Genomic DNA, 20,549 nt, shown 5'->3' on the forward strand with positions numbered 1-20,549 from the left:
AAACCAAAAGATTATCTATATGATATAAATACCGTTATGGAATATACTCTAACATTAATAAAAAAATGTAATGTGCATCACATAAAAAATATGGTGTAAGAGAAAAAAGGTGTTAAAGTTTGTGTTAAAAACAACTGTGCTGCAGATAACGTATTACTCTAAATAGATACTTTTGTTCATACAATGAATCTTTCCTTAGTTAAATATTATTCATTTAGAGTATTAATAACTCTGGTATCTGCACTTTTTTTAGGTAATAAAGCTAATGCAGATACTATTTCTCATGACAATTTAGTAATCGAATCTTTTTCTATACATAGTATAGATAATGATACAGACTATGAGCATGATGGTCAAACGTTTATCGATAGTCTGGACTTAAATGAACTTGAAGACAGGGAAGAGGAAGAAGAATATGTGAAAAGCGCTTTTTGTGCATTTCAAGACAAAAAGATTATTACTAAAAACAATGATAATTTTAATCAAAAAAATTATCAATTTCCCACTGCAAAAGGCAAATACTATATTCTGTACTGCTGCCTAAAAGTATATTCATAAAGTTATTATTTATAAGTCTTAAATGTTAGGAATTAACTTTTGTTAGTTCCCGATTTTGATATTTAATTTTAATAATAATATTGTGAAATATATAAAAATCATACTGTTTATTATTCCAATAACAGTATTTAGTCAAAACTCGACTACAGAAAAAAGTTATAGTTCCTGGAGTTCTCTAATTATCGATTATACTATAAACAATAAGGTTTATATAAAAAATGAAGCTCATTTTAGGCGAACAGACTTTTTAAAAAATTGGCAACAAATATTAATTAGGCCATCTATACATTATAAATTCAATACAACTCTGGATTTTGGAATTGGCTATAGTTTTGCTAAGAATTATAGGGCTACGCATAATTTTAATGAAAACAATGTTTGGGAACAGGTAACATTATCTCATACATCAGGAAATTCCAATTTCAAACATCGATTTAGATTTGAACAACGTTTCATTGAACAGTTTGTAGAAGTAACTCCTAATGTTTTCAAAGCAAATGAAACAGATTATAAAATGCGATTTAGATATCGTTTTACATTTCAAATTCCTTTGTTTACAGTATATAATAATACAAAAATAAAAGCAGCTGTTTTTGATGAAATATGGTTGAATACAGATTCGGGGATTGTTCCTAAATCTTTAAATCAAAACTGGTTTTATGTTGGGATATCCTATCCAATATTAAAAAACACATCTATAGGGCTAGGCTATATGAATGATTATATGCCAACAGCAGATCATTTTAGAAGTAACCAGATTTTACAAACAACACTTAAGTTTCATATTTAAAGATAAAAGAAATGAAAACCACTAATAATACAGTATTTATAGCTGTAATTACGGCTATAATAGTATCCTCTTGTACGAATACAAAAGAAAAAATTAAAAGAGAGCATTCTATAGAAGTTGCTAAAGGAAAAACTACTTCGACAACTGATCACGTAAAAAAACATTGGAGTTATGTAGGAGAAACAAGTCCAGAACATTGGGCAGAAATTGAAAAGAATTCAGAATGTGGAGGAAAGTATCAATCTCCTATAAATATTGTGAGTTTAGATGCAATCGTCGATACTAATTTAAAGCCTTTAGCTATTCATTATGTATCAAATACCAAAATACATGATGTAGTTAATAATGGTCACTCCATTCAATATAATTTTGAAGAAGGAGATTATCTTATATATCACAATGAAAAATATGATTTGAAACAAATTCATTTTCACGAATCTTCAGAACATACCATAAATGGTATTAGATATCCGATAGTGATACATATGGTACATACCAATTCTAAAGGCGAATACTTAGTGCTTGCTGTAATGGCAAAAGAAGGTCAAACCAGCGCTCCTTTTAGGTTTTTAGAAAGCTATTTACCTCTTAGAAAAGGAGAAACTAAAACTATAGGAAAGCCATTTAATCTTAGTTATAATCTTCCTAAAAATAAAGGATATTATACCTATATAGGATCATTAACCACACCACCATGTACTCAAGGTGTAAACTGGGTCATTTTTAAAGAACCCATCACAATATCTTTAGAACAAGTAAATATCTTAAGAGATCTGATGCCTTTAAATAATTATAGAAATGAACAACCATTAAATGGAAGAGAAGTGAAAATGACAAAATAATCGGGTCGAAATATAAAACAGAAAGGGACTTGTTATTATAGTAATGAATGAGGCCAGAATCCATTTTTAGTAATATGCAAAATTGATGGATTCTGGTCTCATTCATACTAAAAGCTATAAATGAAGGTTATGAAATATATCATGTACATATCGAGTGTAAAGCATTGAAAATTAAGTTTTTTATAAGAGTTGTATGTATAAAAACATGCTTTGTTTTTTGTATATTTATAAGTGGTTCATTTCATTTCGTACTAATTAAGATTGTTTTTTTGATATAGATTAGATTGTCAGAAATATAATAGAATATTACAATGACCTTCGGATATGACTACTCTTATAAAACCAAACCTATTAAACTGTCTCAGTAAACAATTAGATTTATTAAGAATTACAGTTTTTATTTTCACATTTTCATTTGGCACCACCATTGCGCAGGGTGTCGGAGATGTTGATCCTTACCATAATAAAAGAATTGAAGAAGTTAAAATCATAATTACTAACCCATCAAATGATTCTATACTCAATAATCGGATTCGTGACAAAATACGTCAAGATTTAAAGACTTTTCCTGATAATCGATTTTTAAGAAATCATATCGAATTTTCTTTATCTCGATCACGTCAAGATCCTAAGATTGCTACAACCAAAATAGAAGTAGGGTTTGGGGCAATTGGGGGAATTATACTTACCATTAATGTAACCTTAGGAAATCAAGTTGGCGAATCGACAAAAACCGGATTTGTAACGTCAGGAAAAATTAATGACCTTCCAAAGCTATACAATTTTGGATCTACATTTATTCGCTTAAAACTTGAAGCGCTTGCAATTCATTATAGCAATACGAATGCATGGTACGGTAGACCCGACGCACTTCTTGATGGCAACCCATTAGTATCGGGGATACCCTCGGGAGATGGATATGACGATTGGGTCGAAGGATTTACTCATTTGGGAACTTATGGAATTACTCCATTACATAATAATCTTCATATATATGCCGGTCTTAGTGCAATAGTAAGCGGTTCTAAAGGACAAGAGCTATTCACAAACAAGACAAGAGGTTATATCGGTGTTGAGGATGCATATATTGGTTTAATTACAGGAAAAATCTGGGAAAATGGTAATCGACTTGTAGTAAATGCCTCTATTGGTCGACAACGCTTTACCCTTGGAGATGGGTTTCTTATCATAAATACCTCGGCAAATGGTAGTAAAAGAGCAGCATTACAATCTAACCCTCGTTGGGCAGCAGATATGGTGGCTCGTGGTAGTGTAAAATACAACAACACATTATTAGAATTATTCTATCTCGATCCAGATGAACTACCGGTAGTAGATTCTAAAACAAGGATCGCAGGAATTAATGTAGAAGCACAACCTGCAAAAGGACTCTCTGTAGGAGCGAGCTTATTGTATGTACCAAAGTCTGATTTTGGTTATTTTACGCCAACAGAAGTTCTTAGTCGAGAAGGCCTACAACTTGTAGATGCACGTTTTCGTTGGCAACCCAAACCGCCAGGTAATTCAGGTTTTTTTATTGCCGGAGAAGGTGGGTTGCAAAGAAATAAAAATTTTCCAATGCGCGCATACGGCTACTTTGGTGAGTTTGGCTGGAGTTTTTCAAAACTTCCCTGGACACCAACTTTAAGCTATCGCCACGCTCGTTTTTCTGGTGATGATTTAAGCACCGATCGATTTGAGCGATGGGATCCTCTATTATCTGGCGGAAACGGAGAACAATGGGTACAAGGAATAAATCATTTTAAAGTAGTGCAGATTTCAAATGTAGTTGCACACAGGTTTCAATTACGCGTACGCCCCATTCCAAAACTTGAACTGGTGCCCCAATTTTGGTTATTTAAAGCAGATAACTTAACAAATTTAGGAGGAAACCCAGCACTCTCATTTTTAGAATCCAAAGATTATGGAGTAGAGGGTAATCTAACTTTCAAAGTGTTTTGGTCTCGTAAGATTTATATCCAGGGACATGTGGCAGTTACATTTCCCGGTGAAGCTGTAAACAAAGCCTTGACAGAAGAGCCATCGAATTGGTGGAGTACTATGCTATTTATACGATACGCACTGTAATTAGTTAGATGTAACAAACATATTCTAGTAACTCAATAAAACAAAAAATCATGAATCGAAGAAACATGTTAAAAAACACAACGCTCGCTACTATAGGTGCCAGCACTGGTATGGCTTGTGCTAACGACTCTAAAGGATCTGAAACTGCTTCTGCATTATTAGCCTCAGAAAATACCGTAGGAAAAAAAGATGTTAGTCCAGTTAATCCAGCATATTTCATACCTAATCGTTTTAAAGACAAAACAATTATTATTACCGGATGCGCAAGAGGAATGGGGAAAGCAGCAATAAAAAGGGCAGCTCTAGAAGGTGCAAACGTTGTTGGTATAGATTGGCTTAAAGAGGAAGGAAATACTGTTGTAAATGAAATTGTTAAAGATGGTGGTTCTGCAAAATTCGTTTATGGCGATGTTTCTACTAATGAGACCTGTAAAGAAATGGTTAAAACAGCAGTAGATTCTTATGGTAAATTAGATTACGCCATAAACAATGCAGGTGTAATGGATGCAATCTTTCCCGGAGACCCAATAAACTATGAAAAACAAAAACACCTTACATTTAGTCGATGTCATGAAGCAACAGATGAGTATTGGGATGTAGTAATGCGAGTAAATACAACAGGAGTATTTAAATGCATGCGTGAAGAATTAAAACAAATGGTAGCACAAAATCAAGGTGGTGCAATCGTTAATGTCGCGTCGGTTGCAGGGTTACGAGGTTTTTCGGGAACTCCCTCATATGTCGCAAGCAAACATGCAGTTAATGGACTAACAAAAAATGCAGCGATAGATTATGCAGAATATGGTATACGAATCAATTCTGTGTGTATGGCCAATACTGCGACGCCTATGGTAGAGCGAGCTTATCAACTTGTTATGGCTAAAGTAAAAGCTAGTGGAGGTAATGCTGGTATGGGAAACATTAAGACCAAAAGCCTTCTGCAGTATACAGATTCTAACCATAGAGATGCAACACCCGAAGAACAGGTAGCAATTATGTTATTTTTATTGTCTGAAGAAGCATCTAATATCACTGGAGCAAATTATGCTACCGATGGTGGGTTTACTGCGTATTAAAGTAGTTGTACTTATGTATACAATCGATAACTACGAATAAAAACTAATATTAATTTTTAAATCATTATATAATGGAAACATTAACTATTACAGAATCAATTCTTGAAGATTTATGTAGAGGAATTAGTTCTAGATTAGAAAAGGAAACTAATCGAGAGAAAGCTGCAGATTCTTTTATAGAAATACTTGTAAAAGACTTAAAAGAATTACAAGAAGATCATGCTATCTCTTTATCTGTTCAAAAAAGAAGCGCGGGAGAATATGTTAACGAAAGGCGTTATCATAGTGTGCGAAAGGGGTCTGATGGGAAACCACTATATTGTGCAGTTCTCAATACTCATTTCAATTTTCAAATAGCACTTTTAGAATAACAAAAAACTACAAATCAGATATATTCATTTTGTAATTTTCCCCAATGGGAATTTCAATAGTATTAATTTCAATATCCTGTTTTGTATATGCTGTAATTTTATCCCGATTTACGATATAAGAACGATGTGTTCTTATAAATCGTTCATCTAATCTATCTTCAAATGCTGTTAAACTATATTTTATAAGTCGGGTTTTATTAGACAAATGAATCTTAATATAATCTTTTACGCTTTCTATATATAGAATATCATCATAGAAGACTTTTACTTGTTTTCGATCCTCGCGTATAAAAATAAAATCATCCTTTTTTGGGATAGTCTTTTCAATTTCGGTAGAGGCTGATCGCGTATTTTGTAACGAAATGAATTTTTCGGTTGCCATAAAAAACCTACTAAAAGTTATAGGTTTTAAAAGATAATCCACAGCATTCAATTCAAATCCATCAAGAGCATAATCTCTATACGCTGTTGTAAATATTACATGAGGCTTAACAATAAGGTTTTTAAAAAAATCTGTGCCTTTTAATACAGGCATTTCTATGTCAAGAAAAAGTAAATCAATTGATTGTTGCTGTAATATTTTACTAGCTTCTATAGCACTATTACAAGATGCCACTAATTCAAAACCATCTAACTGTTTCAAATGCGTTTCTATTAGCTCTCTGGCTAATTCTTCATCATCTACTATTAAACACGTATACATTATTTAGCTTCCAAAATTAAACGAACACAATATTTATCACTTTCTTCCTTAATATCCAAAGAATAATCATCTCCATACAGTAAATCTAATTGTTTTTGAACATTACTCAATCCTATACACCTCTGATTTTTATTTTCAACAGATATCGTTGATTTAGAATTTTCTATATTAAAAATAATATGATTGCTATCCGAACTAATTATAATTGAAATAAAAGCTTCCTTTAGTTCCTGAGTCACACCATGTTTAAAAGCATTTTCTATAAAAGTTAATAGCAGTAAAGGAGCTATTTTTGAATCCTCTGTGCTATTATTTTTAAAAGAAATACGAACTCTGTTTCCATACCGTATTTTTTCTAAAGCAATATAATTCTCGATCAACTCAATTTCTTTTTGGATGGATACAAATTTACTATTACAGCGATACAACATATAATCCAAAATATCAGATAGTTTTTCAATCACTTCTGGTGCATGATCTGATTTTTTTATGGCCAGAGCATACAAATTATTTAATGTATTGAATAAAAAATGCGGATTTAATTGATTCTTCAAAGCAGTCAATTCAGCTATTTTTTTTTGCTCATTTAGTTTTAAATAATTCTGCTGGTTTTTATAAAACCTAAACATTAAAAGTAGGGCAGTAGGGGTTAAAAATTTTATACTCTTACTCAAAAAAACAGAAAAACTTAAAAGTCTTTCCCAAAAAGATTGCTTTGCATAATGTTGAACTATTGGACTATAGTAGTCAAAATACCTTACATCATAATAGTATATTCTATAATATATATACATGGCGTACATAACAAACAATAGAATAATCAACCATAGAACAAACCAACCTGTTTTTCCTTTATTCAAAAAATTTGGTACCAAATAGTATAGACAAGTGTATGCTATTAGTATTTGTATGGCAATGAAGATGATATAAGATTCAAATAGTTGTAGATAGCTACCATTATAATTATCAATATTAGCAGATAATGTGAAATACAAGAATATACCTATCCAGAACAATACGTGTCGTATTTCTGTTTTGTCAAAGTATGTTTTTAAAGACTTCATAAAGAAAATAACAAATATAGTTTATACTAGTCGTATAATGATTATTTATCTACCAAGCTAGTATTTAAGGCTATAAATAGGTGAAAAATAACTACAAAAACCTAAAAAGGTCTTAATAGACTGAACTTCCTCTTCGGTCTACTTTTAAAAAAACATAAGAGTATCAACCATAGTTTTGATTAAACTTAAAATATAAATCTATGAAACGTCTATTTTTTACTACGTTCCCTTTTTGTTTTTTACTTGTTTTATCACAATACAAGATGATGAACCATGATAAAACTATTATAAACAACGATACACTTCTTTATAAGAGTACAAACGAAATAGTCAAAACAAACCATTCATTTTCAGAAAAGGAAATGATTGAAAAAACGCTTAATAATTATATTCAAGGGAGTTCTTATAATGAATTAGAAAAACTAGAAAGTGCTTTTGCTGCAGATGCATCTTTATACCTTACAGTAAAAGGTACCTTTAAAAGATTAACTCCAGTAGATTATCTCAATTATTTTAAGAATAAGAAAAAAGGAGTCTATAACGGACGAACAGGAAATATTCTATCAATCGAGATATATCGTGATATAGCCACAGCCAAAGTCGAAATTTTTATTCCGGAGAGAAAAACAAAACTAATGGATCTTTTTCTATTAAAAAAGCTGAAAGGTGATTGGAAAATAATTACTAAAACAGCTACAAAGCTATAGGTTTCTAAATTTTATATATGAAAAAAATATTTTTGATAGCACTTTGTTTTTTATCTGCTTTGCATACTCAGGCACAAACAAAAACCATTCAATTTAAGAAGGCTACAATTACAATAGATGGCCAGTTAAATGAATCTATTTGGAAAGAACTTCCTGAGTATTCTGGTTTTTATAATTATATGCCAATAGATGAAGGTTTAGCAGAAAATCAAACATCGGTACAACTATTTCATAATGGAGAATATTTATATGTAAGCTTAATTTATAATGATACTACTCCAAAAACACAGGTTAGTTCTTTAAAAAGAGATGTTCCTATTGGATTAAGCGATGGATTTGCCATGGTTTTAGATACACAAAATCAACAACAAAATGCGTATTATTTTTCGGTAAATAGCTACAGTACACAAATAGACGGCATTGTAGAACGCATTAATGAAGGATACGATTTTAGCACAAGTTGGAATACGATATGGAAAGCTAAAGCCTTTATGAACGGTAAGCAAAAACAATATGAAATAGCTATTCCCTTAAAAGCATTAAACTTTGATACGAATAATGCTGTTTTCGGAGTTCAGTTTTATGTTAGGGATATTAAAAATAATTCCTGGACTATTTTAAAAAATGTAAAACGTAATTATCGCCTTTTTGATTTACGGTTTACCGAAAAAATGACCGTTGAAGCTTTACCCAATACATCAAATTCTCGTTTTACAACAACACCGTCTATTACTGCAAACTATCAGAATGACGTTGTAGAGGATGATACAGAAACTACAGTTAAACCAAGCTTGGATGTACAATACAATGTAACCTCTTCTCTTCGATTAGATGCCACAATAAACCCTGATTTTTCACAAATCGACATTGATCAACAAGTAACAAACTTAACCCGATTCTCGGTTTTTTTCCCAGAAAGGCGTAATTTTTTTCTCGAAAACTCTGACCTATTTTCAAATCTGGGTGTTGATGGTGTGAATCCTTTTTACTCAAGACGTATAGGAGCAAAATCAGATATTCAGTTTGGGTTAAAATTATCAGGAAATGTATCTCCAAAAACCAGAATCGGAATTCTAAACGTACAAACCGATAAAGAAAATGAAATCGCTTCAGAAAATTTTGGAGCTCTTGTTACCGAACAACAACTATCAAAAAACTTTACCACAACTGGTTTTTTTATCAATCGACAACAAACCGATAAATTTGAATTCACAAATGACTATAATCGAGTAGCAGGTATCAATCTAAATTATAAATCTGATGATAATAAATGGCTTGGCCTAGCAAATTTTGGAAAAAGTTTCAATAATGGAATTTCTAAAGACAATAACTTTTATAATGCAGGAATTTGGTTTAATAAAAGAGGATTAGAATGGAATGCTGCAATCAAAAATGTAGGTAAAAACTATATAACCGATGTTGGTTTTACACCAAGATTGTATAATTATGATGCTATTAATGATGTTGTGGTAAGAGAAGGGTATACCCAAACTACAGTAGGAATAGAATACCAGAAATTTTATGAAAAATCTAAAACAGTAAACTCTATTCGTTATTTAAATTATAGCAATGATACCTATTTAGACGAACATGGTAAATTGAGCCAGTCATCACATTTCTTAAACTCTGCTATATTTTTTAAAAATCTATCAGCTTTATATTATGTATTTAGATATGAGTATGTTGATTTAAAGTATGGTTTTGATCCATTAGGAAATGGTAATTCATTAATTCCAGATGAGTACCGCTTTGGGATTTTAAGAATAGGGTACAACTCAGCCAACAATCAAAAATTTAGATATCGTTTTAATCTTCGAACTGGAAATTATTATAGCGGAAAAAGGATAGCTGCAGGAACGTATTTAAATTATCAGTTATTACCTTTTGCGAATTTAGAACTAAGATATGATATTAATAAAATTGATTTAAATCTACTAGGAAAAGAAACTTTTCATTTAGCTCGTTTTACAGGGCAAATTTTCTTTTCTAATCGATTAAACTGGACTACCTATGTGCAATACAATACACAGCGAGATAATTTTAACATCAATAGTAGGTTACAATGGGAATACAAACCTTTATCATATGTATATTTGGTTGTTTCTGACAATTATAATAAAAACATTACCCGTACAAACTGGGGAATCGCCTTTAAAATGAATTATCGCTTTGATTTTTAATCAAAAGAAAAAGAATAGGAAAATGTATATAAAAGGTTACAAGTTAAAATCTAATTTGTAACCTTTTTTTTAATCGTCTTGTCAAATACATGTGAATTCGCAATACCATAGTTACTCACATTTAAAATTTGATAAAATGAATCAATTAAAACAAATTTCTATAGCATATATATTGTTATTCATAACAATGTCAGGAATATCTTTTGGACAAACTAATTCTGAATTTATAAGAGTTCCTGACGGCAGAAATATTAACGTCTTTAAACTTAACCAACATTTAGAAAAAGCAATGGACTCTATAGGAGTGCCGGGCCTTTCTATTGCCATAGTAAATAATAACAAAATTGTATATCATAATACATTTGGAGTTGTGAATAATAAGACACAGGAGCCTGTAACCAAGCAAACTATCTTTGAAGCAGCCTCTCTCTCTAAACCATTGTTTGCATATTTTATAATGAAAATGGCAGAAATGGGTAAGATTGATATAGATAAACCAATTTATCCATATCTTAAAGCTATATTTCCTGCAGGAGTTATTGCTAAAGAATCTTTTGAAGCGTATAAGACTTTAACTCCTCGCATTATAATGTCTCATGGTACAGGAATTCCTAATTGGGTCAAAGGACCTATCAAAATAGCTTTCAAACCCGGAACAGATTTTTCTTATTCTGGTGAAGCGTATCAGCATTTAGGAGCCGCTTTGGGGACAAAATTAGATATTGGATGGGGCAGTGCACTAGACTCTCTTTTTCTTAAAGAAGCAGCACGTCCCATCGGTATGGATAGAAGTTTTTATACTTGGAATGATATATTAGAAAACCATGCAGCTAAGGGACATATGAAAGGTAAAGTAAACTTAGAAATGCATAGGGATAAAAAAGTAGGGCCTGGATATAGTTTGCAGTCTGATGCCCGGGATTATGCTTTGTTTTTGATAGAAATGATGAATCCCAGGAATATAAAAAAACAGACTCGAGATGAAATGCTTAAAGAGCATAATCATTTTAAATCAGATAACAAACTTTTAAAAGAAACAGGACAGACAGGTTGGGGGCTCGGTTTTGCTCAGAAACCTACACCATATGGAATGATGCATTTACATACAGGAAACAATCAAGACTTTCAGGCATATACCATGTTTATTCCAAATCAGGAATACGGGTTTGTAATGTTTGGGAATTCGGATAATTTGTTTCCTTTACTAGAAACAATAGAACAACTTTTAGGAAAACATTTTTAAGATAATCATATGAACAATTTAAATGAATTTTTAGGATTTATTACCATTATTATAGCAGCAATACTTCTTGTTTTTATAATTGCCAGATATAACTACCTCATTAAAAAAGCAATGATAGAGAAAGGGATGTACCTGGATCAAAAAACTAATAAATTCAAATACCTTGATATTGGGTGTATTGTATTTGGATTAGGAATAGGATTATTGGTTTCATCTCTGTTTACTACAATGAACTTATTAGAAGACACTGCAGATTTATTGGTTTGGGGTACGATTTTAATTTTTGCTGCTGGTGGATTAGTAGTTGCTCATTTTATAAGAAAGAAACTTGAGAAATAATCCTACACAACAGGATTACGAACTAATTCGTAAGATAAACAAAGGTGATACATCTGCTTTTAGACAACTTGTCTATATATATAAAGATGTATCACTTTCTTTGGCTTCTTCTATTATAAAAGATTCAAGTATTGCAGAGGATGTAGTGCAAGATGTATTTATTAAAGTGTATCATAAATTAGATACGTTTAGCTTCAAATCTTCATTTGCTACCTGGTTGTATAGAATTGTTGTTAATACATGTTACAATCAATTAAAAAAACAAAAGCAAAATGTATCCCTAAGTGTTATTGAGGATGCAGCTATTATCATTTCAGAAGAAAAAAGCATACTAAGTGAAGCCGACCAAAAGAAATACATCAATCTGGCATTACAAAAATTACGCCCGGATGAGTCTTTATTATTGCGGCTTTTTTATCTCTGTGAGTTAAGTATTAAAGAAATAGAAGAGATTACCGGCTTTAAACCTTCAAAAATCAAAGTCGATTTACATAGAGGTAGAGAAAATATACATTTTCAATTAAAACGATTACTAGGAAACGATTTAAAACATTTGCTATGAAAGAAGAAGAATTAAAAAAAATCATGAGTAAGAGTACCATAGAAACCTCAGATGATTTTATAAATACACTCATGAATACTATTGAAGTAGATCAAAAAAATAAAGAAACGTCTTTTTGGTGGTCATTTAAGCCTATTTTGATTACATGTTCAATTTTGATACTAACCATAACATTCATTCTTTTTAAATTTTTAAACTATAGCAATATTTCTTTAAGTGTACTAACCAAAATTCCTAAAACACCCGTGTTTGTTGTTGTTACATTAGTACTCTTATTTTATATAAATTCTATTATAAGATTAAACGAGTATCGCGGTACAAAAAACAGATTTGATAATAAATTTAAATAATGTCAAATTTAGACCAATAGCTAATGAATAATAAATGTGCATAAAAGGGGATCATTCGTCTCTGGTGTACAAATAATTACTATATTTCTTAAATAATTACTTGTTAAAAGTATGTATATTTATCCCATCCTACATTTTTAAAATTACAATATACCTCATTTAGAATATTTAGGAATCATTTTCGATATAGTTAAGTATTAAGAATAAGAAAATTGCACTGGTGAAAGTATTTATTTCTCTAACTTTATTGGTTTTTACCTATTCTTTTAGTTTAGGACAAACCATAATTCACGATCCGGGAGGAAATTTGTCTCGACGCTGGCAAATCAATAATGATACTATTAAACTTTTTAAAATAGTGCCATACAAACCCGTTTATTTTTTACTGGCCAATTATACTAGCGATATAAATAATCAACCCGTAAGCGATAATCCAATAAATTCTGTAGATGAACCTTCTGATTTTACTAATACCGAATTAAAATTTCAACTTAGTTTTAAAACCAAGGCTATACGAAATATATTTGGTAAAAAGATTGGTGGGGATTTATGGGTTGCCTATACCCAGTCCTCACGTTGGCAACTTTATAGTGCACATATTTCAAGACCTTTTAGAGAAACCAATTACGAGCCAGAATTCATGTTAACTTTTCCTACAACTTATAAAATATGGGGATTAAATGGGGTCTTTGCAGGTATTGGTATTAATCATCAAAGTAATGGAAGATCAAATCCCTTATCCAGAAGTTGGAACAGGGTTGTTTTACAGGTTGGGTGGGAGACTCCTTCTTTGAGCATCGTATTGAAACCTTGGTGGCGTGTACAAGAAACTCCCATAGAAGACAACAACCCGGGAATAGAGAATTATATAGGACGTGTTGAACTTTTATCTGCATTCTCAAAAGGAAGACATGATATTAGTATAACAGCAAGACATTCTCTAAGAGGGGGAAGTAGAAATAGAGGTAGTATTAGATTGGATTACGCAATTAAAGTATTAGACCTATTACAAATTCATGCTCAAGTATTTCATGGGTACGGAGAAAGTCTTATTGATTATAACCATAAACAAACTACTGTTGGGGTAGGACTATCCCTTTTGCAATGGAGGTAATATTTTTTGAAACAATGTAAATAGTTGTTTAGCTAGTACAATTGATTGTTATAAAAATTGTCTGATTTTTTTGATAAAAACCTCTTTCTCTGGTGTATACTTATATGAAACTATAAAGTAGTTGATAGGAGCTCTTTTACTTTAAAATAATTTACTATCTTTTCATACGTTTATAGATCATCTAATATAATCAACCAAGACCTCTCTATGGAAATTTTCTCTTCTTACAATGTTATTATAGGAATTTCGCTTATTATTATTTTATCTTTTATTTTTAATGGAGTTGCTAAAAAAACTAATGTTCCTGCGGTACTATTATTAATCATTCTGGGGATTATCATACAGTATATTCTTAAAGCTTTTGGTGGGGACACGATTGATTTTTTTCCAATGCTCGAAGTATTGGGTATTGTCGGGTTGATTATGATCGTTCTCGAGGCTGCCTTAGAATTAGAATTAAAAAGCGATAAACTTATGCCCATTCTCAAATCAATGGCAATTGCATTAATAGGATTGGTCGCTTCTACATTTATAGCAGCTGTAATTTTAAAAGCATTAGTAAAAGGAATGACAATGCAATCCGCATGGTTATACGCAACACCATTATCGATATTATCCAGTGCAATTATTATACCCAGCGTATCATCACTACCTATTGCAAAAAAAGAATTTCATATCTATGAAAGTACATTTTCTGATATTCTGGGAATTATGTTGTTTTATTTCCTTACCGGAAGACTAAACCCGGCAGAAGACTCGGGAGTAGGCGGTTTTTTTCTTAACCTAATACTTACGATTGTGATTTCATTAGTAGCTAGTTATGCTATTATTCTCATATTTCAGAAAATCAAAAGCCAGGTAAAACTGTTTTTACTTATTGCTGTACTACTGCTATTGTATGCTTTGGGAAAAAAAATGCATTTATCATCATTAATAATTATTCTGATTTTTGGATTAGTAATTGCCAATATGAAATTATTTTTTCAAGGAAAACTTAGAGGATATCTTCATCTCGAAAAAGCAAAATCTATTTATCATGAATTACATGTAATTACTGCCGAAACGGCCTTTGTAGTGCGTACATTATTCTTTGTGATTTTTGGGATAACCATTGTGCTTTCTTCTTTATTAAGTCTAAAAGTTACTCTGATTAGTCTTTTGATATTAATCTCTATTTATGTTATACGATATGGATTGTTACGTCTTTTCATGGGGAAAGATATTTCACCTCAATTGTTTATTGCACCAAGAGGGTTAATTACAGTACTTTTATTTTATGCTATCCCTGCAGAAGCTATGGTTGAAGGATTCGAACCGGGAATATTGTTATTTGTAATTATAGGGACCAGTTTGATTATGACAGGAGGGATGATAAGAGATAAAAAAATGAATCCAACTCAAGAATTGGAAACAACAGAACCCAATGAAAGTATAGAAGAAACCGAATACTTTATTAATAATACAACAGATCTAAGTGAAATTGATGATGCTTTGCCATCATCTGATGAACATGAAACCGAATAATGAAACGTTTACATCGATTAACTGCCATATTAGTAAAATTACAATCCAAAAAAGTTGTTCAGGCAGCAGAATTAGCAAATAAGTTTGAGGTAAGTTTACGTACCATATATAGGGATATGCAAGCGCTCACCGATGCTGGAGTACCGATTGGAGCAGAAGCAGGAACAGGATACTATCTGGTAGATGGATATTCCCTACCACCCGTTATGTTTACAGAAAAAGAGGCAAATGCATTACTTACCGCTTCCAAGATCATAAAAACAAACAATGATCAATCTTTGATTAATGAATATCAAGAAGCTATAGATAAGGTAATTGCAGTACTTAAAACTACACAAAAAGAAAAACTTAAAATTCTTGAAGAACGTGTTTTTACGTATAACAATACTGTAATTCGTACAAGTACTTCTTTATCGGTTATTCAACAAGCAATTACAGATTTTAGAGTGCTCGAAATCCAATATACCAAAGCATCTGGAGAGTATAGTAAAAGATTAATCGAACCGCTTGGAGTATATTTTACTAACAATACCTGGATCATGATTGCGCATTGTAGATTAAGAAAAGACTATCGCGAATTTAGAACAGATCGCATTCTTAATCTTATTGAAACTCAGGAGCTTTTTTCTCCAAAACATTTTAGCCTCGAGGACTATTACAAAAAAAGAGCCGAGGAGTGTGATTTTTCGACTTTTCCAAAAGAAAAATACTACTGACATAGGGTTGTCACAGGTGTGATTTAGTTTTGATGAAAATCATAAATCATAAACAATTAATCCTAATCATTATGATAAGCCTATTGTTTAATTGTACAACAAAACCAAATCAAAACCCTGTATTAATGAAAACCAGAAGTAAAGTAGTAGAAGTCGTATTGTTTGAAGTCAATCCCGGATACTCACAGCAAGAAGCTGAAAAAGCATTAGCTTCTCTAAATGATGTATTAAAATTATATTACGGATTTATAGAAAGAACCACAGCAAAAAATGGAGATGGAAAATATATCGATATTGTATATTGGAGCGATATGAAATCTGCTAAAGATGCAGCTACAGGTATTATGAAAAACGATATAGCAACTTCTGCTTTTAGTATCATTAAACAAGAATCTGTTCAAATGCATCACTTTGATACATTTAATCACTTTGAAGAGTAATTCTTCTTTTTAATTACCAAAAAACCCTCTTTTAATGAAGGGGGTTAAGCAATCTCATGCTTCTATCTTAAATACTATTTTGCTACATTTGAAAAGTATCTCACTCACATATCATTATTATGATCCCAGAACATATTCTCAATAGAAAAGGTGCCAGAAGTTTTAAAGACCTTGATGATGAAGTTATATCTTATTTAAATAAAGGATTGATCCAAACAGCAAATCTTATGGAGTGGCTTACCGTAGACCAGTTGACACTCTTAAAAAAAATCCTCGATGATATAAAAAAACCAGATTGGTATGATAATTTTTATGAAGCAGTATCTGCCCAAAAAAAACCTTCTGCTAATGCTAATACCAAAGTTATAGGAACGACGTTTCTAGAACTAACCAATGATCAAAGTATTGTTGATTACCTTTCTAATCATATTTCTGATGTTCCCAGATGTTGGGCTATCTATTGGGTAGGTCTTAGAGAAAGTAAAATTGATAAAAAACTCGAAGCCATTGCTCCTTATGCAGCAGATTTACACTTTGGAGTTAGGGAAGTAGCTATATTTTCCTGTAAAGAAGGTATTATAGAACATCTTGATATAGCTATTAATATTTTATCAGAATGGACTTCTAGCAATGATGAAAATATTAGACGATATGCAGTAGAAGCTACACGCCCTATAGGAGTGTGGACAAAAAAAATAGATGAGCTAAAAGAACACCCAGAAAAAGGAATCTCACTATTAGATCCTCTTAAATCTGATCCTTCTAAATATGTTAGGGATTCTGTTGCCAATTGGCTCAATGACGCCAGTAAATCCAGACCAGAATGGGTGAAAAATGTATGTTCAAGATGGGCAAAAGAATCCACGACCAAAGAAACACAGTATATTCTAAAAAAAGCATTACGAACTATTAATAAGTAAAGTTCTTTATTACAATAAATGTAGTTGTTTTTACTTTTTTTGCATGACCAAGTTTGAATTATCAGTAGTTAGAAAATGATATCATCTAACCCATTCTATTACGAATTCTTCATTGAATGTTGATAATGAAATTTTTTGGTTATTTTTTTATTAAATAATCATTAACACTGCTTGTTTTTGAGATAACTTCAGCCGGTATCTATTGGGTTTTTCATAGTTTTAAATGATTTTTAAATCAATAAAAACAGATTAAAAAAATAGGTTCGTTTTATTCATGAATATTTTCCATATAAGTTTTGAATGTTATCCCATTGCCAAAGTTGGCGGGCTTGCAGATGTTGTAGGTGCTTTGCCAAAATATCAAAACAAAATGGAGCTTGCAACTAGTGTAATAACTCCGTTTTATGATAACCAGTTTGTAAAAGATTCGAAACAAAAAACTATATATAAGAGTACAATACAGTTAGGAGAAATTACTTATCCATATAGTATAGAAAAAGTACAATCTCCTGATATTGGATTCAATGCATATTTGGTATATATCAAGGATATATTAGATAGACCTAATGTGTATAATTATGAAGATGATGCAGAACGATGTATTACTTTTCAATTAGCGGTTCTAGACTGGATAACAACTCTAGAAAAGATGCCCGATATAGTTCACTGTCACGATCACCATACTGCATTGATTCCATTTTTGATGACTCATGCAAACCCATATACAAATCTTAGGGAAATATCTACGATTTTGACTATTCATAATGCACAATATCAAGGGCAGTTATCGTACGATAAACTACATTATTTACCTGCTTTCAATAGAGAAAAAATAGGGCTGCTAGATTGGGATAACTGTATTAATCCCCTGGCTTCAGGAATAAAATGTGCTTGGAGAGTGACTACGGTTTCCCCAAGTTATATGGAAGAACTGCAAGAAAATGCAAATGGTCTGGAAGGGCTTTTAAGACATGAAAGAAAAAAATGTATCGGAATCCTCAATGGAATTGATACCCATACCTGGGATCCCGAGACAGACCCAATGCTAATAAGTAACTTCCAAAGAACTAATGTGGTTTCTGGTAGAAAGGAAAATAAAAAATGGATTTGTAATCATTTTGATCTAGATATAGACAAACCTCTTTTTGGTTTCATAGGACGATTAGTAGGAGAAAAAGGAGCAGATCTATTACCAGATATCATTAAAGAATCACTACATACTACCGATATAAACATTATGATTTTGGGCTCAGGAAATTCTGAAACCGAAGAACAATTGCTGGTACTACAAGAAAAATTTGCTGGTAGATATAATACATACATTGGGTATGACGAAAAATTATCTCATATCATTTATGCAGGTGTAGACTTTTTATTAATGCCATCTCGTGTAGAACCTTGTGGCCTTAATCAGATGTATGCATTACGATATGGGGCCATTCCTATAGTTAGAAGAATAGGAGGGCTTAAGGACACAGTTATAGATATAGGTGAAGAAGGTTTTGGGATATGTCATGATAATGCTTCTGTACAAGATGTTTACTATGCAATAGAACGTGCGGTAGTTCTATATAAGGATCAAGAAAAATATAAAGAAATACAAAAACAGATTATGAAAATCGATCACTCATGGGATCGATCTGCTCATCAATATATCGCCATATATGAATCACTAATACCATAAAATGATCAACAAAAAAGTTCTTGCCATTATTTTAGGAGGAGGCCAGGGAACCCGATTATCCCCTCTTACAGATCAACGATCTAAACCTGCAGTATCTATAGCTGGAAAGTACCGATTAGTAGATATTCCTATTTCTAATTGTATACATTGTGATATAAAAAGAATGTTTGTGCTTACCCAGTTTAACTCTGCATCCTTAAATAGGCATATTAAGAATACTTATATTTTTAGCAATTTTAGCGATGCTTTTGTTGATATTCTGGCAGCAGAACAGACTCCGGATAATAAAACATGGTATCAAGGTACTGCAGATGCAGTACGCCAATCGATGTATCAACTATTAAATCATGAGTTTGAATATGCATTGATCTTATCTGGTGATCAGTTATATCAAATGGATTTTAATGAGATGCTGGATGCTCATGTAGATAAAGGAGCCGACATATCAATTGCAACTATACCTGTTAAATCGAAGGAAGCTACCCAGTTTGGAATCCTAAAAACCGATGAGAATAGTTTTATCTCTTCTTTTGTAGAAAAACCAGAGCTGAAAGAACTTTCTGGATGGGAGTCTGAAGTTAGTAATGAAATGAAAAATGAAAACAGGCACTATCTGGCATCTATGGGGATTTATATATTTAATAAACAACTCTTGGTTGATATTTTATCTAATCCTGATACTATTGACTTTGGAAAAGAAATTATTCCCCAGGCAATTTCAAAAAATAAAGTATTGGCATATCAATATGAAGGATATTGGACAGATATAGGGAATGTACCCGCTTTTTTCGAAGCAAATATTAACTTAACCGATGATATTCCTCAATTCGATTTATTTAACAAAGAACATTCGGTTTTAACCAGGCCACGCATACTTCCTCCTTCAAAAATTTCGGGTACCCGATTAAACAAATCCATGATTGCTGAAGGTTGTATTATTAATGCTAAAGAAATAGAACGTTCTGTGATTGGTATTCGTTCTAGAATAGGAAACGATACAATGATCAAAAATACTTATATGATAGGAAGTAACACCTATCAGAATATAAATGAATTAGAAAATGATCGAGACAATGGGATTCCGCCGATAGGTGTAGGAGATCGATGTTCTATTACCAATACCATTATCGATAAGGATGCCAGGATAGGAAATGATGTTGTTATTAATGGAGGTATGCATCTTGAAGATATTGAACAAGATTCGTATGTGATAAGAGAAGGTGTTGTTGTTATAAAAAAGGGAACTGTAATTCCTGATGGATTTAAACTGTAGTGTAT

The 20,549-nt window shown here is 31.7% G+C and carries 21 protein-coding genes; 19 read left to right on the plus strand and 2 right to left on the minus strand.

What is annotated here, in order from left to right; all coding sequences use genetic code 11:
- Positions 1–183: 183 nt before the first annotated feature.
- The 6 genes from NNL09_RS20215 to NNL09_RS20240 all read left to right on the plus strand — a co-directional run bounded on the left by NNL09_RS20215 (position 184) and on the right by NNL09_RS20240 (position 5,725).
- The gene (locus NNL09_RS20215; protein WP_196910132.1) at positions 184–558 is read left to right on the plus strand and encodes a hypothetical protein; all 375 of its coding nucleotides are present in this window, start codon (positions 184–186) and stop codon (positions 556–558) included.
- An 82-nt stretch (positions 559–640) separates the two neighbouring features.
- Positions 641–1,348, plus strand: a complete 708-nt coding sequence (locus tag NNL09_RS20220; protein WP_196910131.1) for a DUF2490 domain-containing protein — start codon at positions 641–643, stop codon at positions 1,346–1,348.
- Positions 1,349–1,359: 11 nt separating this feature from the next.
- A complete protein-coding gene (locus NNL09_RS20225; protein WP_196910130.1) occupies positions 1,360–2,190 on the plus strand; it encodes a carbonic anhydrase in 831 nt (276 codons plus the stop codon).
- 324 nt (positions 2,191–2,514) lie between these two features.
- Positions 2,515–4,278: an alginate export family protein gene (locus NNL09_RS20230; RefSeq protein WP_196910129.1), complete on the plus strand. Its 1,764-nt coding sequence runs from the start codon at positions 2,515–2,517 to the stop codon at positions 4,276–4,278.
- Positions 4,279–4,328: 50 nt separating this feature from the next.
- On the plus strand, positions 4,329–5,354 hold the full coding sequence (locus NNL09_RS20235) for an SDR family NAD(P)-dependent oxidoreductase (protein ID WP_196910128.1): 1,026 nt from the start codon (positions 4,329–4,331) through the stop codon (positions 5,352–5,354).
- 71 nt (positions 5,355–5,425) lie between these two features.
- On the plus strand, positions 5,426–5,725 hold the full coding sequence (locus tag NNL09_RS20240; protein WP_025663899.1) for a hypothetical protein: 300 nt from the start codon (positions 5,426–5,428) through the stop codon (positions 5,723–5,725).
- 7 nt (positions 5,726–5,732) lie between these two features.
- Here NNL09_RS20240 and NNL09_RS20245 read toward each other — a convergent pair whose 3' ends face one another.
- Positions 5,733–6,428, minus strand: a complete 696-nt coding sequence (locus NNL09_RS20245; protein WP_231389109.1) for a LytTR family DNA-binding domain-containing protein — start codon at positions 6,426–6,428, stop codon at positions 5,733–5,735.
- A complete protein-coding gene (locus tag NNL09_RS20250; protein WP_254514265.1) occupies positions 6,428–7,288 on the minus strand; it encodes a sensor histidine kinase in 861 nt (286 codons plus the stop codon). The genes NNL09_RS20245 and NNL09_RS20250 overlap by 1 nt, the downstream gene beginning before the upstream one ends.
- 404 nt (positions 7,289–7,692) lie before the next feature.
- On the opposite strand from NNL09_RS20250, the gene NNL09_RS20255 reads away from it, so the two are divergent.
- The 13 genes from NNL09_RS20255 to NNL09_RS20315 all read left to right on the plus strand — a co-directional run bounded on the left by NNL09_RS20255 (position 7,693) and on the right by NNL09_RS20315 (position 20,544).
- Positions 7,693–8,199 (plus strand): nuclear transport factor 2 family protein, encoded by a 507-nt coding sequence (locus NNL09_RS20255; protein WP_081748214.1) that lies wholly within the window; start codon positions 7,693–7,695, stop codon positions 8,197–8,199.
- 17 nt (positions 8,200–8,216) lie between these two features.
- Positions 8,217–10,379, plus strand: a complete 2,163-nt coding sequence (locus tag NNL09_RS20260; RefSeq protein ID WP_025663903.1) for a DUF5916 domain-containing protein — start codon at positions 8,217–8,219, stop codon at positions 10,377–10,379.
- Positions 10,380–10,515: 136 nt separating this feature from the next.
- On the plus strand, positions 10,516–11,622 hold the full coding sequence (locus NNL09_RS20265) for a serine hydrolase (RefSeq protein ID WP_196910127.1): 1,107 nt from the start codon (positions 10,516–10,518) through the stop codon (positions 11,620–11,622).
- A gap of 9 nt (positions 11,623–11,631) precedes the next feature.
- Positions 11,632–11,961: a hypothetical protein gene (locus tag NNL09_RS20270; protein ID WP_025663905.1), complete on the plus strand. Its 330-nt coding sequence runs from the start codon at positions 11,632–11,634 to the stop codon at positions 11,959–11,961.
- Positions 11,951–12,523, plus strand: a complete 573-nt coding sequence (locus tag NNL09_RS20275) for an RNA polymerase sigma factor (RefSeq protein WP_196910126.1) — start codon at positions 11,951–11,953, stop codon at positions 12,521–12,523. Before NNL09_RS20270 ends, NNL09_RS20275 begins: the two co-directional genes overlap by 11 nt.
- Positions 12,520–12,873 carry a hypothetical protein gene (locus tag NNL09_RS20280; RefSeq protein WP_025663907.1) on the plus strand — a complete coding sequence of 118 codons (354 nt, stop codon included), beginning with the start codon at positions 12,520–12,522 and terminating at the stop codon, positions 12,871–12,873. Before NNL09_RS20275 ends, NNL09_RS20280 begins: the two co-directional genes overlap by 4 nt.
- A 220-nt stretch (positions 12,874–13,093) precedes the next feature.
- On the plus strand, positions 13,094–13,987 hold the full coding sequence (locus tag NNL09_RS20285) for a phospholipase A (RefSeq protein WP_196910125.1): 894 nt from the start codon (positions 13,094–13,096) through the stop codon (positions 13,985–13,987).
- A gap of 207 nt (positions 13,988–14,194) precedes the next feature.
- Positions 14,195–15,511, plus strand: a complete 1,317-nt coding sequence (locus NNL09_RS20290) for a cation:proton antiporter (protein ID WP_196910124.1) — start codon at positions 14,195–14,197, stop codon at positions 15,509–15,511.
- Complete coding sequence (locus NNL09_RS20295) at positions 15,511–16,227, plus strand: YafY family protein (protein ID WP_025663910.1); 717 nt, start codon at positions 15,511–15,513, stop codon at positions 16,225–16,227. Before NNL09_RS20290 ends, NNL09_RS20295 begins: the two co-directional genes overlap by 1 nt.
- Before the next feature lie 125 nt (positions 16,228–16,352).
- Positions 16,353–16,667: a hypothetical protein gene (locus tag NNL09_RS20300; protein WP_051475987.1), complete on the plus strand. Its 315-nt coding sequence runs from the start codon at positions 16,353–16,355 to the stop codon at positions 16,665–16,667.
- 119 nt (positions 16,668–16,786) lie between these two features.
- Positions 16,787–17,587: a DNA alkylation repair protein gene (locus NNL09_RS20305; protein WP_196910123.1), complete on the plus strand. Its 801-nt coding sequence runs from the start codon at positions 16,787–16,789 to the stop codon at positions 17,585–17,587.
- Positions 17,588–17,861: 274 nt separating this feature from the next.
- Positions 17,862–19,271, plus strand: a complete 1,410-nt coding sequence (locus tag NNL09_RS20310; RefSeq protein WP_196910122.1) for a glycogen synthase — start codon at positions 17,862–17,864, stop codon at positions 19,269–19,271.
- A 1-nt stretch (position 19,272) separates the two neighbouring features.
- On the plus strand, positions 19,273–20,544 hold the full coding sequence (locus NNL09_RS20315; RefSeq protein WP_196910121.1) for a glucose-1-phosphate adenylyltransferase: 1,272 nt from the start codon (positions 19,273–19,275) through the stop codon (positions 20,542–20,544).
- Positions 20,545–20,549 lie beyond the last annotated feature (5 nt).

The sequence above is a fragment of the Aquimarina sp. EL_43 genome, from assembly GCF_943422735.1.
Lineage (GTDB): Bacteria > Bacteroidota > Bacteroidia > Flavobacteriales > Flavobacteriaceae > Aquimarina > Aquimarina megaterium.